We start from the raw sequence: 14264 nt of genomic DNA on the forward strand, positions 1-14264 counted from the left end.
GCCCATTTTAGTGGTCCAGGCTGGGAAATTCCCGGACGTCGCCGGGGCGGCGCTTTGTGAAAGGCTCAGAAGCCCAGCTTCACCAGCTGCTTTGGGTCCCGCTGCCAGTCCTTCGCCACCTTCACATGGAGGTCCAGGTAGATGCGGGTACCCAGGAGCGCCTCGATGCCCTTGCGCGCATTAGTGCCCACTTCACGCAGCCGGCTGCCGCCCTTGCCGATGATAATTGCTTTTTGCGAGGGACGCTCCACGTAGAGGTTGACCCGCACGTCGAGAAGCGGGCTGTCCTCCGGCCGGTCTTCGCGGGGAACGATTTCCTCCACCACGACGGCGAGAGAGTGGGGCAGTTCGTCCCTGACGCCTTCCAGCGCAGCTTCCCGAATGAGTTCGGCGACCATGACAGCCTCCGGCTCGTCCGTGAGCTCGCCGTCCGGGTACAACGGGGGCGAAGGGGGCATGTGGCTGATGAGGACATCCGCCACCGTGTCCACCTGGAACCCATCTGTTGCGGAGACGGGAACGATGTCCTTCCAACCGTCATCCCCCAGCACTTCCCTGCCCAGGGCGGCAACAGCCAGGAGCTGCTCCGTCAAAGCCTGGCGGTCCACCGTGTCGGCTTTGGTGACGATGGCGATGACAGGCTTGCGGCCCACCGCTGCCAGCTGGGCGGCAATGAACCTGTCCCCCGGGCCGATCTTTTCATTGGCCGGGAGGCAGAAGCCGATCGCATCCACCTCCGCCAGCGTGTCCGCAACGAGGTCATTCAGGCGTTTACCCAGGAGGGTACGGGGACGGTGGAGCCCCGGCGTGTCCACGAGGATGAGCTGCGAGTCCTGCCGGTGGACAATTCCGCGGATTGTATGCCGCGTGGTCTGTGGCTTGGCGGACGTAATGGCCACCTTCTTGCCCACCAGCGCGTTGGTCAGGGTTGATTTGCCCGCATTGGGCCTGCCTACCAGCACCGAAAAACCGGCGCGGAAACCGCCAAAATCGTCGTGGCTTTCGGCCTTATTTTTCTTGCTCACGTGAAACTCCCTGCTGGGTTGCTTCTGCCTCTTCGAAGAGGTCCTCGAGGTCAGTGTCTTCTTTTGCCAGTGGCGCCGCAATGATGTGGCTGACGCGGTTGCGGCGGCCTTCCAGCCGGTCCGCGCGCAGGGACACGCCGTGGACTTCCACGGTACTCCCCACAATGGGCACCCGGCCCAGCGCCTTGGCGAGCAGGCCGCCGACGGTGTCCACTTCGTCGTCGTCCAGCTCAATGTCGAAAAGCTCGCCCAGATCGTCAATGCCCATCCGGGCGCTGACCCGATACGAACCGTCGGCCAACTCCACTGCCTCTGCGCTTTCGGTGTCGTATTCGTCCACGATTTCACCCACAATTTCCTCAATGAGGTCCTCAAGGGTGACCAAGCCCGCCGTGCCGCCGTATTCATCGATCACGATGGCTACGTGCGTGGACTCCTTCTGCAGTTCCCGGAGCAGGTCGCTGACCGGCTTGGACTCGGGGACGTACCGCACTTCACGGGCGAGGGACTCAACCAGCGGCGGTTCCTGGTGGGGTGCCAGCTCGTGGATGACGGCGGCAACATCCTTCAGGTAAATGATCCCCAGAATCTGGTCCGTGCTTTCACCGATGACAGGAATCCTGGAATACCCCGAACGGAGGAAGAGGGACATGGCCTCGCGCAGGCTTGATCCCGCTTCAATGGTGAGGATGTCCGTTCGTGGAACCATCACGGCGCGGACCAGCGTGTCGCCGAAGTCGAAGACGGACTGGATCATCTCCGCCTCGGTGTCCTCGATCATGTCGGACTCGCTGGCGCGTTCCACGAGCTCGCGGAATTCCTGCTCGCTGAAGAACGCTTCGTCACCCACTGGAGCGCCTGGGGCGGCCGTGCTGCCCAGCGTCACCAGCCAGCCCGGAATTGGGCCCAGGACCCAGGTAAGGAAGCGGATCATCGGAGCCGTCAAGCGGACAACGGCCGCTGAATGAAGCCTGCCGAGCTGCCGTGGGGAGACGCCCACAATGACAAAGCCGAGCAGGGCCATGATGCCGGTGGCGGCAAGGCCTGCAAGCCAGACGTTGTCCAGAAGGTTGTAGAGCAGGACGGCGACAGCAACTGCCGAGGCCATTTCGAACCAGATACGCCAGAACCGGAGGGCCCGGATGTGCGCGACGGGCTTGCTGAGGATCCGCCGGAGGGCAGTGCCGCGGCTCTTCACCAGCGCTTCTTCCGCGTCATGGCGGGGAATGAAGTTAAAGGCGGCCTCGGCCGCGGTCAACACCGCCGCAACAACCAGGAAAACCAGGGCCATTGCGACGAGGAGCACATGCGTCACTGGGTGGTCTCAGCAGGCGCTTCTTTGCCCGTGAAGCCGGACAACAGCTCCCGCTGGAGCCCGAACATCTCGGCCTTCTCCTCGGGCTCGGCATGGTCATACCCCAGCAGGTGGAGGATTCCATGCGTGGTCAGCAGGAGCATTTCGTCCTGCAGGCCGTGACCGGCGTTCCTGGCCTGGACGGCAGCCACCTGCGGGCAAATAGCAATGTCACCCAGCATTCCCTGGGGCGTGGGCCGGTCCGGCGTGCCTGGTGTCAACTCGTCCATTGGCACGGACAGGACGTCGGTTGAACCGGGCTCGTCCATCAGTTCGATGTGCAGTTTCTCCATGGCCGGCTCGTCCACCAGGAGAACGGAGAGTTCGGCCTGCGGGTGGATGAAGAGCCGCTCGAAGATATACCGGGACAACGCGACGAGTTCAGCCTCATCCACCTGGACGCCGGACTCGTTGTTGACCTCGATGCTCACGCGTGTTCCCCCCGCTTGTTGGCGCCGGCCGAATGCTTGACGCGGCTGCGCTGGGCGTCATCCCAGATGCTGTAGGCATTGACGATGTCACCCACCAGCCGGTGCCGGACGACGTCCGCAGCGTCGAGGACCGAGAAGCTGACGCCCTCAATTCCCTGCAGGATCTCCTCGACAATGCGAAGTCCCGAGCGGGTGCCGAACGGCAGGTCCACCTGGGTGACGTCACCCGTGACCACCATTTTCGATCCGAAGCCAAGCCGGGTGAGGAACATCTTCATCTGCTCGGGCGTGGTGTTTTGTGCCTCGTCGAGGATGATGAAGGCATCGTTGAGCGTCCGCCCGCGCATGTAGGCGAGGGGGGCAACTTCGATAGTCCCTGCTGCCATGAGCCGGGGAATGGACTCCGGGTCCATCATGTCGTGCAGGGCGTCGTAGAGCGGACGCAGGTAGGGGTCGATCTTGTCGCTCAGGGTTCCGGGGAGGAAGCCCAACCGCTCCCCCGCCTCAACCGCCGGACGGGTCAGGATGATCCGGCTGACCTCTTTTTGCTGCAGCGCCTGGACAGCCTTTGCCATTGCCAGGTAGGTCTTGCCCGTTCCGGCCGGTCCGATGCCAAAAATCACGGTGTTGTCGTCGATTGCGTCAACGTACGTCTTCTGGTTCAGCGTCTTCGGGCGGATGGTTTTGCCGCGGCTCGAAAGAATGTCGTGGGTCAGTACGTCCACGGGGTTCTGCATGGACTGGGTCCGGAGCAGCGCCACGAGCTGCTGCAGTACGGCGGGGCTGATCACCGTGCCGCGTGCCACGAGGCCGCGGACTTCGTGGAGGAGCCGCATGATCCGGGGCACGTCGCTGGCCGGACCGGTGATGGACAACTCGTTGCCGCGGACATGGAAGTTAACGTCCGGGAACTGTTCCTCGATATAACGCAGGGCCTCGTCGTGACTGCCCAGCGACTGGACCATCTGGTCTGAGTTGTCAAAGAGGACTACCTCGGTGCGGCTGCCGGGGAGGGAATGCGGGAATTCCCCCGCAACGCCTTCTCCTGTGTTGAGCCGGCGCTTGCCATTCGCTGATTCAGTCATGGTTATGGCCCGCAGGCCTGTGATCCCCTCGAAGTCCGAAAACAATTCCCTCCGCTGACTTCGCAACTTCTACTGTTGCGCCTTGCCCAGCGGTCCACCCATCTTACGCCAGGACGCCATCAACGACAGAAAAGGGGAACCCGGCAAGGTCTGAAAAGAACGTGGCAAAGCGGTGAGAGTGCCGCCTTAAAGGTATCAACTTCATATCGGCCTCATATCGTTCCCGTTGCAGTTCGCCGTGGAGCCGGAGATGCGGCCATTCCGCTCCTGGGCCTGTGCCATGCTGGAAATCCAGCCGCAGCTGGGATTGCGCCGCCTGGGGAGCGGCCCGCCATACACGAAAGGACAGGCAACAGACGTGCCGGAATCTGCTGCGCCCCGCAGGGCAGGACGACGCCCCGGTCCCGTGCGCTCTGCTGCCCTGGCAGCGATTCTGATGGTTGCCCCCCTTCTGACCGGCTGCCTCGCCGAACCGGATCCCTCACCGACCGGCCTCCTGGGCACAGATCCTGCCGCTACCGGTACCGCTCCTTCCACCAGCGCGCCGCTCGAAACCACGCAGTCCTCGAACAAGGCGCCCGTCTACTGGATTGGCCGGAGCAACAGCAACGTCTTCCTTTACCGGGAGTTCAGGGATGTCCCGGAGCAGGAGAACCCCGTGACGCGGGCGTTGCGTGCGATGATGTCGGACAAGCCCCTGGACCCCGACTTTTTTACCCCCTGGCAGAATCCGAGCAAGCTGGCCACCTCGATTTCCGGCAAGGACGTCATCACTGTGGACGTGTCCGAGGATGCGTTCAACAGCAACCTCGATGCTGACATGGCCATCCGCGCTGTCCAGCAGCTTGTGTACACTGCCACCGCCGCTGCGGCCAGTTCGGGCCTCATCGATTCCGGGCAGCAGATCCGGGTGCGGATCCTCGTGGATGGCCACACCGACTATGTCGCGTTCGACCATGTCCAGCTGGGTGAGCTCATGGGAAGGGCCGCCGGAATGGTGGCACCCGTGTGGATTATTGATCCGCAGGAAAACACGGAAGTGCCGGGCGGGAGTGTCAAGATCACCGGCCGCAGCACACTCGCCGGCGGCAAGCTCCGCTGGCAGATCCTGCGGGCAGAGGAGAACGGCACCAAGGCGCCGTTCCTGACCGGCGAAACAACGGCTGCCACCGAGCCCGGCCAGGCAGGGCTGTTTACGCTGGCCCTCACGCTGCCGGCCGGCGACTTTGAGTTGAAGATGGCCCAGGCCGGCATCGGCGAGCAGCCGGACCAGCATGAGGATTCCCGCGCGTTCAAGGTCCGCTGAAGGCACTGGCTCAACCAGGCCGGGGCCGCGCCTTAAACTGAAGGTGCTGTCCAGCGCCCGAGGATGTCACTGGCGAGAACGACGGCGGCCGGACCGGCGGTGGAGGAGCGCAGCACGTGGTGCCCCAGCAGGGCGGTGACCGCGCCATTGCCGCAAAGCCTGGTGACTTCCCGGGGACTGATGCCGCCTTCCGGTCCGACGATCAGGAGAACCTCCAGGGAGTCCACCCCGTACTGGACCTGCCAGGCCTCCAGTACAGTCCGGAGGGGGCGAACGGCGTCCTCGTGCAGGATGATTGCCAGCCCTGCGGTCTCTACGAGCCGTGCCAGGGCGGGGGTGTCGACGGCGGGGCGCACCTCGGGCACCCACGCCCGGCGGGCCTGCTTGGCTGCCGCCGTCACGACCGACTGCCATTTGGCGTGGGCCTTTGCAGCCCTGTCCCCTTTCCAACGCACGATGGACCGCTCGGACTGCCAGGGTACGACGGCGTCGATCCCCAATTCCGTCGCTGTCTCGATGGCGAGTTCGTCGCGGTCACCCTTGGCCAGGGCTTGTACGAGCACCAGCCTGATGCCCGGCTGTTCCTCAACCGAGAGGAAGGTGCATTCCACTTCAAGGCTTGCCGGCGACGCGGCAAGCACCTTCCCGCTCATGCGCGTCCCGGCACCGTCCACAAGGTCTACGGTTTCACCCGGAGCCAACCGTTTTACCGTGACGGCATGCCGGGCCTCGGCCCCGTCGAGGACATAGACCGCCCCCTCCGTCATCTGGTCCAGGGACCCCGGCGGAGTGAAAAAGACAGCGTTGCTCACCGCTACAGGTTACCGAGCCGGTCCCGGAGCTTGGCGAACATACCGCCGCTGGCAGCAAGCTTGCCGTCGGTGATCTGTTCCCCGCGAAGCTTAGCGAGCTGCCGCATCAGGTCTTCCTGGGCAGCATCAAGCCTGGCGGGCGTGTCCACCTGGAGGTGCACTTTCAGGTCGCCGCGCCCATACCCGCGGAGGTGTGTCACGCCAAGGCCGCGGAGAGTGATGATCTCACCGGACTGGGTGCCTGGCTTGACATCTATGTCCTGGGTTCCGTCAAAAGTTTCCAGGCTCACTTCCGTGCCGAGGGCGGCGGCCGTCATGGGGATATGCAGGGTGGCATGGAGATCGTCGTTGTCGCGGACATAGGTTGCGTCGTTGTTGACGCGGATCTCGACGTACAAGTCACCGGCGGGGCCGCCCGCCGGGCCTGCTTCCCCCTGGCCTGAAAGCTGGATGCGGGTACCGGTGGCCACGCCGGCGGGAACCTTGATGGTCAGCGAACGGCGGCTCCGGATACGGCCCTGGCCGCTGCACTCGTTGCAGGGATCCTTGATGACCGTGCCGAAGCCCTCGCACGTCCCGCAGGGCGCAGCGGTCATGACCTGTCCCAGAATCGAGCGGACGGCGCGCTGGACCTGGCCGCTGCCGCCACAGATGTCACAGCGTTCGGGCTGGGTGCCCGGCTGGCAGCAGGAACCGTCACAGGTGGGGCAGGTGACGGCTGTATCAACTTCCAGCTTCTTGTTGACGCCGAACACAGCATCACGGAGTTCGATCCGCACACTGATCAAGGCGTCCTGTCCGCGCCGGACGCGGGAGGCCGGGCCCGTGGTGCCGCCGGCGCCGAAGAACGTGTCGAAAATGTCCTGGAACGCGAAGCCCTGGCCGGCGTATCCTCCGCCTCCGAAGCCGTTGTCCGTGCCGTTTTCGTTGCCGGTGGTGTCGTATACCCGCCGCTTCTGCGGGTCCGAGAGAACTTCGTAGGCGTGGGTGACTGCCTTGAAGCGGTCGGACGCGTCTTCACCCGGGTTGACGTCCGGGTGGAGTGTGCGGGCCAGCTTCCGGTAGGCCTTCTTGATTTCTTCTCCCGTGGCCTCCGGTGAGACTCCAAGGACGTCGTAATGGCTGCTCAAAGTTCGTATCTCTTCCTTGTTGTACTGCCTGCAGTTGGACTGCCGGAAATGCTTGGGGTCCCGGCAGCGCCGGGATGATTGTCAGGGTCCGAGAATCCGTGAAAGGTAACGGGCAACGGCCCTGACGGCGGCCATGGTGGTTGGGTAATCCATTCTTGTCGGTCCCAGCACGCCGATTTTCGCCACGCTGTCCGGACCGTACCCGGTGGCCACGACGGATGCCTCGGCAAGGCCGTCGTAGGGATTTTCGCGGCCGATGCTGACGGCTACGCCACGGGGATCCTGCGCCATCTCACTGAGCAGGCGGAGCATGACTACCTGCTCCTCCAGGGCCTCCAGCACAGGACCAATGCTGAGCGGGAAGTCCACATTGGACCGGGCCAGGTTGGCAGTGCCCGCCATGACCATACGGTCCTCGCGGCTGCTCTGGGCAAGGCCCTCAAGGCCTGCGGCGAGGGCCTGGGCGGCCTGCCGTTGCGCCTGCCCGGCTGTGGCCACCACTGCCGGAAGGGACTGGGCGAGCTGGCTCAGCGGGGTGCCGGAAAGCGAGCCAAGGAACCGCGCCCTCAGGCCGGCAAGGGCCTCGTCCCCCAGTTCCTGCCCGACGTCGATAACGCGCTGCTCCACCTTGCCGCTGTTGGCGATCAGCACCACCAGCACTTTCCGCGGAGCGAGCAGGACGAACTCGATGTGGCGGACCAGTGCCCGGCTGAGGTGCGGGTACTGGACCACGGCAACCTGGTTGGTCAGCTGGGACAGCAGGCGGACGGTGCGGTCCAGCACATCGTCCAGGTCATCGGATCCTTCAAGTAAAGACTGGATGGCGCGGCGCTCGGCCTGGGAGAGCGGCTTGACCGCCGAGATCTGGTCAACAAACAGCCGGTAGCCCTTATCCGTGGGGATGCGGCCGGCGCTGGTGTGAGGAGCGGTGATCAGGCCTTCTTCCTCCAGGGCCGCCATGTCATTCCTGATCGTTGCGCTGGACACACCGAGACGGTGCCGCTCCACCAGGGCCTTGGACCCCACGGGTTCGCGGGAGTGGACGTAGTCCTCCACGATGGCACGCAGTACTTCAAGCTTGCGTGGCTCGCTCACACTCCACCTCCATCCAGGGTTACGGGGGCCGTGCCGCCCGCACTGTGCCGCCTCAAGGGTTAGCACTCGACATGCCTCAGTGCTAACAGTCTATTATGCCTCCGCCCGTTGCTAGCATTGGTACCGCTCCGGGCGAAATTCCGGACCTGTGATCGAGCGCTAGGCGGAGTGAATCCATGCAGTACCAGAACTGGGGTCCCCAGGACATGTCCGCTCCGACGAAGGCCAAGCTGCCTGAGGTGCCGGTTGAACGGGGAATGGTCCTTGAAGACGTCCAGTCCGGCTGGGTGGGCGCGGTCATCCGCGTGGAAAAGTCAGGCGGAATGCATGTGGTGGCCCTGGAGGACCGGCGGGGGAAATCCCGGTCCTTCCGGCTGGGCTTCGGATTCCTCCTGGACGGGCAGGCCATCAAGCTCCTGCCGCCCGCCCCGCGGCAGGCACCGGGCGCCGTCGCGGGCAGGACCGCGTCAGGTTCGGTCCGCGTTGCCGGTCAGCGGGCGCAGGTGGCCAAGGCCAGCCGGATCTGGGTGGAGGGAAAGCACGACGCCGAACTGGTGGAAAAGGTCTGGGGAGACGACCTGCGGGTGGAGGGCATCGTCGTCGAGCCCCTGCACGGCATTGACGACCTGGCGGCGGCTGTGGCTGAGTTCAACCCTGGACCGGGCCGGCGCCTTGGGGTGCTGGTGGACCACCTGGTCCCGGACTCCAAGGAATCCCGGATTGCGGACGCCGTCATGGCCTCACCCGGCGCTGCCGGGAACGTGCTGATTGTCGGGCACCCCTACGTGGATGTCTGGCAGGCCATCCGCCCCGCTGTCCTGGGCATTGAACAGTGGCCCGTGGTGCCGCGCGGGCAGGACTGGAAGACCGGCATCCTTGCAGCGTTCGGCTGGCCCCACGCCACGAAGGAGGACATCGGACTCGGATGGCAAAAGCTTCTGGGCGCAGTCCGCACCTACGCGGACCTGGAAGCCTCTTTGCTGGGGAGGGTGGAGGAAGTTATTGACTTCCTCACCGTTCCCTGACGGCACCTCCGGTCCCGTGTCGGGCCTCCCGCGCCGGGTTGGGCGCCGGAAGCCAGTATTCTTGGTACTGCGGATCCTGCGACGTTTGCAGTCCGCTGCAACCCCTATGAACTCTTAGCCAGCACCATTGCACCTCAGAAGGAACAGACTGTGGCACAAAACGCACGCGATCACAGGGACGCCCAGGGCGGCCAGGGCCGCTCGGAATACCACGGCGTTCCGGCGAATGCGCTGCCCCTGACAGCCAGCGAAGACCGGCAGTGGGCCACAATGGCGCACTTCGGTGGCATTCTTGGCTGTGTGCCCGCGCTGCTGATTTACCTGATCTTCCGGGACCGTGGTCCCTTCACCGCGCAGGAGTCCAAGGAAGCGCTGAACTTCAGCCTGCCGCCCACCATCGCCGCCGTGGTTGCGAACGTCCTGGTGTTCGTCCCGGTGATCGGCAACATTTTCGCCGTAATTGCCACGCTGATCTGGATTGCCCTGACCTGTTACGCCGTCGCGGCCGGCATCCACGTCAATAAGGGGCAGCCGCACCGCTACCAGTACAACCTCCGCTGGATCAAGTAACCGGGCAGCATTGCTTTAAAACGCCTTGCTGCAGGGATCAGTCCGGCAGGACCCTCCGGACCACTGCGTCCGCCAGCAGCCTGCCCTTGAGCGTAAGGATGAGCCTGCCCTTGAAAGCGGCGGCAGGATCCACCAGCCCTTCTGCGATGAGGCCTGCTACCTCGCGCCTTCCTGCGGCGTCCAGCGAGGAAACCTCGAGGCCGGACTGGAGGCGTACCTCCAGCATCACCCGTTCCATATTCCGTGTTTCCTCGTCCAGGGTTTCCCTGCCGGCCGCCGGTGACACTCCCTGCGCCAGACGTCCGGCGTAGGCCGTGGGGTGCTTGACGTTCCACCAGCGGACCCCGCCCACGTGGGAGTGGGCCCCGGGTCCGATCCCCCACCAGTCGTCGCCGCGCCAGTAGGCGAGGTTGTGGCGGCAGGCCTGATCCGGCGTGCGGGCCCAGTTGCTGACCTCGTACCAGCCCAGGCCGGCTTTGGTGATCAGTTCGTCGGCGAGTTCGTATTTGTCGGCGTGGTCGTCGTCGTCGATGCCGGGAACTTCACCACGGCGGATCTGGGCGGCCAGTTTGGTACCGTCCTCCACGATCAGTGCGTAGGCGCTGACGTGGTCCGGCTCGTAGGAGAGCGCCGTCTCGAGGGAAAACCTCCAGTCATCCAGGGACTCCCCCGGCGTGCCGTAGATGAGGTCCAGGCTCACGGCCAGTCCAGCGTCACGTGCCCACTGCACCACCTGCGGCACGCGGCTGGGCGTGTGGGTCCGGTCCAGGACCTTCAGGACATGCGGAACGGCGGACTGCATGCCGAACGAAATCCGCGTGAACCCGGCATTTTTCAGGATCACGAGGGATTCAGGGGTGACGGAGTCCGGGTTGGCCTCCGTGGTGACCTCGGCACCCTCCTCGATCCCCCACTCGCCGATGGCGCGCCTGAGGATCAGGGCCAGGTCCTCCGCCGGGAGCAGCGTTGGCGTCCCGCCCCCGAAAAAGACCGTGCTGAGGGGCCGCGCAGGAAGGCCCGAACCGGCAAGGACTTTAGCGGCCAGGGACACCTCCGAGGCAGCGGTTGCGGCATACGCGTCCTGCGAGGCCCCGCCGCCGAGCTCGGTGGCGGTATAGGTGTTGAAGTCGCAGTAACCGCAGCGCACAGCGCAGAACGGGATGTGGACATAGAGCCCGAACGCCCGTGCCGCCGCACCGTCAGCTGCCTGTGGAGGCAGGAGACCGTCCGGCGGCGCCGGGTCGCCGAGGGGAAGAACGCTAGGCATTGCAGGGGCCTCCGGTGCAGCCGGACGCTGTGTTCACTACTTCCTGGCCTTGTCCTTGGATTCGTCGGTGGTAAGCGCGGCAATGAAGGCTTCCTGGGGGACCTCGACGCGGCCCACCATCTTCATGCGCTTCTTGCCTTCCTTCTGCTTTTCCAGCAGTTTGCGCTTGCGGGAGATGTCTCCGCCGTAGCACTTGGCGAGTACGTCCTTGCGGATGGCGCGGATGCTTTCGCGGGCAATGATCCTGGAGCCGATGGCTGCCTGAATGGGCACCTCGAACTGCTGGCGGGGAATGAGTTCACGCAGCTTGGTGGTCATCATGACCCCGTAGGCGTAGGCCTTGTCGCGGTGGGTGATGGCGGAAAACGCATCCACCTGCTCGCCCTGGAGCATGATGTCCACCTTGACGAGGTCGGCCACCTGGTCGCCGTCGGCCTTCCAGTCCAGGGACCCGTAGCCGCGGGTTTTGGACTTGAGGATGTCGAAGAAGTCGAACACAATCTCCGCCAGCGGCAGGCGGTACCGGATTTCCACCCGGTCCTCGGACAGGTAGTCCATGCCGCCCATCACGCCGCGGCGGCTCTGGCACAGTTCCATGATTGCGCCGACGAATTCGTTCGGAGCGAGGATGGTGGCGGACACCATCGGTTCGCGGACCTCGTGGATCTTGCCGGAGGGGTATTCGCTGGGGTTGGTCACATGGACCACCTTCTTGTCCTCCAGCGTCACTTCGTATTCCACGTTGGGGGCGGTGGAAATCAGGTCCAGGTTGTATTCGCGCTCGAGCCGTTCGCGGGTGATTTCGAGGTGGAGCAGTCCAAGGAAGCCCACGCGGAATCCGAAGCCCAGTGCCGCGGAAGTCTCAGGCTCGTACACAAGCGCGGCATCATTCAGCATCAGCTTTTCCAGGGCATCGCGCAGCACCGGGTAGTCGGTTCCATCCAGCGGGTACAGGCCTGAGAACACCATGGGTTTGGCGTCGGCATAGCCGGGGAGCGAGTCCGCGGCCGGCTTGGCGAGGTTGGTGACGGTGTCGCCGACCTTGGACAGGCGCACGTCCTTCACGCCGGTGATGAGGTAGCCGACCTCGCCGACGCCCAATCCCTTGGAGGGGGTGGGTTCCGGTGAACTGACGCCGATCTCAAGGAGTTCGTGGGTGGCGCGGGTGGACATCATCTGGATGCGTTCCCGGGGGTGGAGCATGCCGTCCACCACGCGGACGTAGGTAACCACGCCGCGGTAGGTGTCGTAGACGGAGTCGAAGATCATTGCGCGCGCCGGGGCGTTGGCGTCGCCTTCCGGAGCCGGCAGGTCCCGGACGATTTTGTCCAGCAGCGGCTCAACGCCCATGCCGGTCTTCCCCGAGACGCGCAGCACGTCCTCCGGGTCGCCGCCGATGAGGCTGGCCAGTTCCGCCGCGTACTTCTCCGGCTGCGCTGCCGGCAGGTCGATCTTGTTCAAAACGGGGATGATCGTGAGGTTGTTTTCCATCGCCAGGTACAGGTTGGCGAGGGTCTGGGCCTCGATGCCCTGAGCCGCGTCCACCAGGAGGATGGCTCCTTCGCAGGCTGCGAGGGAGCGGGAGACCTCGTAGGTGAAGTCGACGTGACCCGGCGTGTCGATCATGTTGAGCGCGTAGCTCTTGCCATCCAGTTCCCACGGCATCCGGACCGCCTGGGACTTGATGGTGATACCGCGTTCGCGTTCGATGTCCATCCGGTCCAGGTACTGGGCCTTCATGTCACGGGGCTGGACCACACCGGTCAACTGAAGCATCCGGTCTGCCAGGGTGGACTTACCGTGGTCAATGTGCGCGATGATACAGAAATTCCGAATAATGGCCGGATCTGTCGCGGCGGGCACCGGGGCGGTGCGGGCCATGGGAGACACGCAGGGTCCTTACTGTTGGCATTTCCACGGCCACCGCCGGGGCGCACCGTGGGCGGCCCGCGGACAGGCCGCACATTTTCAACCTCCAGTGTCCCACGTCATTGCCCGCCATACCGCATCTTGGCCCGGTTGCAGCCGTCATTCCCCTATCCGGAAGGCAGCTATAAGGTGGCGGGATGGTTTTCACTCTCCGTTCACTGCAGGACGCCGTCAGGACAGGCCTTCGGGTACTCCGTAAGGCGGGAAGTAATGCCGGGACACCTGCCCGCCATCCCTCGCCGGGCCGCAAGGCGCCAATGTCCGGTGGAGGACGGCTCCCGGGCGGCCCTGGTGCGGGCGATACATATCCAGGGGACTACCAGGGAAGGTTCACCGTCCGCTATGCAGCAACACCAAACGGAAAACCGGACCCGGGAGAAGTGGTGTGGGCGTGGGTGCCTTACGAAGAGGACTACAGCCGCGGAAAGGACCGGCCCGTTCTGCTGGTGGGACACAGCGGCGGATATCTGCTTGGGCTGATGCTGACCAGCCGGGACCGTGTTCCTGACTCCGGTGCATCCGAAGACTACGTGGACATTGGTGTTGGCGGCTGGGACCGCCAGGGCCGGCCCAGCGAAGCCCGGCTCGACCGCATCCTCCAGCTCCAGCCCGACACCATCCGCCGGGAAGGGGCCGTGCTGGACCGGGGCCGTTTCGACAAGGTGGCGGCCGGCCTGCGCCGGCGACACGGCTGGCCGTAATCCCTGAAATGGCCAGTGCTGCCGCTGACCTGCTATTCTTTATAGCTGTGTGTCCGTGCAGGTCGACGGCCACTGATGGTTGGCCGCCATAGGTATCCCCACGCCGCTCAGTCAATGGCCAATCTGAAAGCCCTCTAGACCATTTCCGCATTAAAAAGAGAGTTCACACGTGGCGAATATCAAGTCCCAGAAGAAGCGCATCCTCACCAACGAGAAGGCACGCCTGCGCAACAACGCAGTCAAGTCCGAGCTGAAGACGGCCATCCGCGCCGTCAACACCGCCGTTGAGTCCACGGACAAGGATGCAGCTGCTGCTGCCCTGGTTGCTGCCAGCCGCAAGCTGGACAAGGCTGTCAGCAAGGGTGTTCTGCACAAGAACAACGCAGCGAACCGCAAGTCGGCGATCTCCAAGAAGGTCAACGCACTGTAAGGTTTCCAGTTCGCCTGAACTGATGGCTGTGGCCGGTACTCTCGGGTACCGGCCACAGCCCTTTAAGCGCTGTGCCGTTGGGTGGGGTGCTGGTTGCTCGTCCC

The 14264-nt window shown here is 64.4% G+C and carries 14 protein-coding genes; 5 read left to right on the forward strand and 9 right to left on the reverse strand.

Annotation, left to right across the window (positions count from 1 at the left end; all coding sequences use genetic code 11):
- Positions 1-65: 65 nt before the first annotated feature.
- Genes era through CXX84_RS05080 form a run of 4 tightly spaced genes read right to left on the reverse strand, consistent with a single transcriptional unit; the run spans position 66 to position 3895 of the window.
- Positions 66-1025 carry a GTPase Era gene (era, locus tag CXX84_RS05065; RefSeq protein WP_102975613.1) on the reverse strand — a complete coding sequence of 320 codons (960 nt, stop codon included), beginning with the start codon at positions 1023-1025 and terminating at the stop codon, positions 66-68.
- Positions 1009-2340, reverse strand: a complete 1332-nt coding sequence (locus CXX84_RS05070; protein WP_102975614.1) for a hemolysin family protein — start codon at positions 2338-2340, stop codon at positions 1009-1011. The genes era and CXX84_RS05070 overlap by 17 nt, the downstream gene beginning before the upstream one ends.
- The gene (gene ybeY, locus CXX84_RS05075; RefSeq protein ID WP_102975615.1) at positions 2337-2810 is read right to left on the reverse strand and encodes an rRNA maturation RNase YbeY; all 474 of its coding nucleotides are present in this window, start codon (positions 2808-2810) and stop codon (positions 2337-2339) included. The genes CXX84_RS05070 and ybeY overlap by 4 nt, the downstream gene beginning before the upstream one ends.
- Positions 2807-3895 (reverse strand): PhoH family protein, encoded by a 1089-nt coding sequence (locus CXX84_RS05080; protein ID WP_102975874.1) that lies wholly within the window; start codon positions 3893-3895, stop codon positions 2807-2809. The genes ybeY and CXX84_RS05080 overlap by 4 nt, the downstream gene beginning before the upstream one ends.
- A 358-nt stretch (positions 3896-4253) precedes the next feature.
- On the opposite strand from CXX84_RS05080, the gene CXX84_RS05085 reads away from it, so the two are divergent.
- The gene (locus CXX84_RS05085) at positions 4254-5201 is read left to right on the forward strand and encodes a GerMN domain-containing protein (protein WP_223252976.1); all 948 of its coding nucleotides are present in this window, start codon (positions 4254-4256) and stop codon (positions 5199-5201) included.
- A gap of 32 nt (positions 5202-5233) precedes the next feature.
- On the opposite strand, the gene CXX84_RS05090 is transcribed toward CXX84_RS05085, so the two are convergent.
- The 3 genes from CXX84_RS05090 to hrcA all read right to left on the reverse strand — a co-directional run bounded on the left by CXX84_RS05090 (position 5234) and on the right by hrcA (position 8238).
- Entirely contained in the window at positions 5234-6013 is a 780-nt protein-coding gene (locus CXX84_RS05090) for a 16S rRNA (uracil(1498)-N(3))-methyltransferase (RefSeq protein ID WP_102975616.1), read from the reverse strand.
- Between the two features lie 2 nt (positions 6014-6015).
- Positions 6016-7143: a molecular chaperone DnaJ gene (gene dnaJ / locus CXX84_RS05095; protein WP_102975617.1), complete on the reverse strand. Its 1128-nt coding sequence runs from the start codon at positions 7141-7143 to the stop codon at positions 6016-6018.
- Between the two features lie 81 nt (positions 7144-7224).
- On the reverse strand, positions 7225-8238 hold the full coding sequence (hrcA, locus tag CXX84_RS05100; RefSeq protein ID WP_102975618.1) for a heat-inducible transcriptional repressor HrcA: 1014 nt from the start codon (positions 8236-8238) through the stop codon (positions 7225-7227).
- A gap of 176 nt (positions 8239-8414) precedes the next feature.
- Here hrcA and CXX84_RS05105 point away from each other — a divergent pair, with 176 nt between their 5' ends.
- Positions 8415-9263 (forward strand): DUF3097 domain-containing protein, encoded by an 849-nt coding sequence (locus CXX84_RS05105; protein ID WP_102975619.1) that lies wholly within the window; start codon positions 8415-8417, stop codon positions 9261-9263.
- Positions 9264-9413: 150 nt separating this feature from the next.
- Entirely contained in the window at positions 9414-9833 is a 420-nt protein-coding gene (locus CXX84_RS05110) for a DUF4870 domain-containing protein (protein ID WP_102975620.1), read from the forward strand.
- A gap of 37 nt (positions 9834-9870) precedes the next feature.
- On the opposite strand, the gene hemW is transcribed toward CXX84_RS05110, so the two are convergent.
- Together hemW and lepA are read right to left on the reverse strand one after the other, a co-directional pair.
- Positions 9871-11100 carry a radical SAM family heme chaperone HemW gene (gene hemW / locus CXX84_RS05115; protein WP_102975621.1) on the reverse strand — a complete coding sequence of 410 codons (1230 nt, stop codon included), beginning with the start codon at positions 11098-11100 and terminating at the stop codon, positions 9871-9873.
- A 36-nt stretch (positions 11101-11136) separates the two neighbouring features.
- The gene (gene lepA, locus CXX84_RS05120) at positions 11137-12990 is read right to left on the reverse strand and encodes a translation elongation factor 4 (protein WP_189337506.1); all 1854 of its coding nucleotides are present in this window, start codon (positions 12988-12990) and stop codon (positions 11137-11139) included.
- A gap of 176 nt (positions 12991-13166) precedes the next feature.
- Here lepA and CXX84_RS05125 point away from each other — a divergent pair, with 176 nt between their 5' ends.
- Both CXX84_RS05125 and rpsT read left to right on the forward strand, forming a co-directional pair.
- Positions 13167-13730: a type II toxin-antitoxin system PemK/MazF family toxin gene (locus CXX84_RS05125; RefSeq protein WP_102975623.1), complete on the forward strand. Its 564-nt coding sequence runs from the start codon at positions 13167-13169 to the stop codon at positions 13728-13730.
- Positions 13731-13899: 169 nt separating this feature from the next.
- Positions 13900-14160, forward strand: coding sequence for a 30S ribosomal protein S20 (gene rpsT / locus CXX84_RS05130; RefSeq protein WP_011692086.1), 261 nt, complete (start codon positions 13900-13902; stop codon positions 14158-14160).
- Positions 14161-14264: the final 104 nt, after the last annotated feature.

It is taken from the genome of Arthrobacter sp. AFG7.2, from assembly GCF_002892835.1.
Classification (GTDB): Bacteria; Actinomycetota; Actinomycetes; order Actinomycetales; family Micrococcaceae; genus Arthrobacter.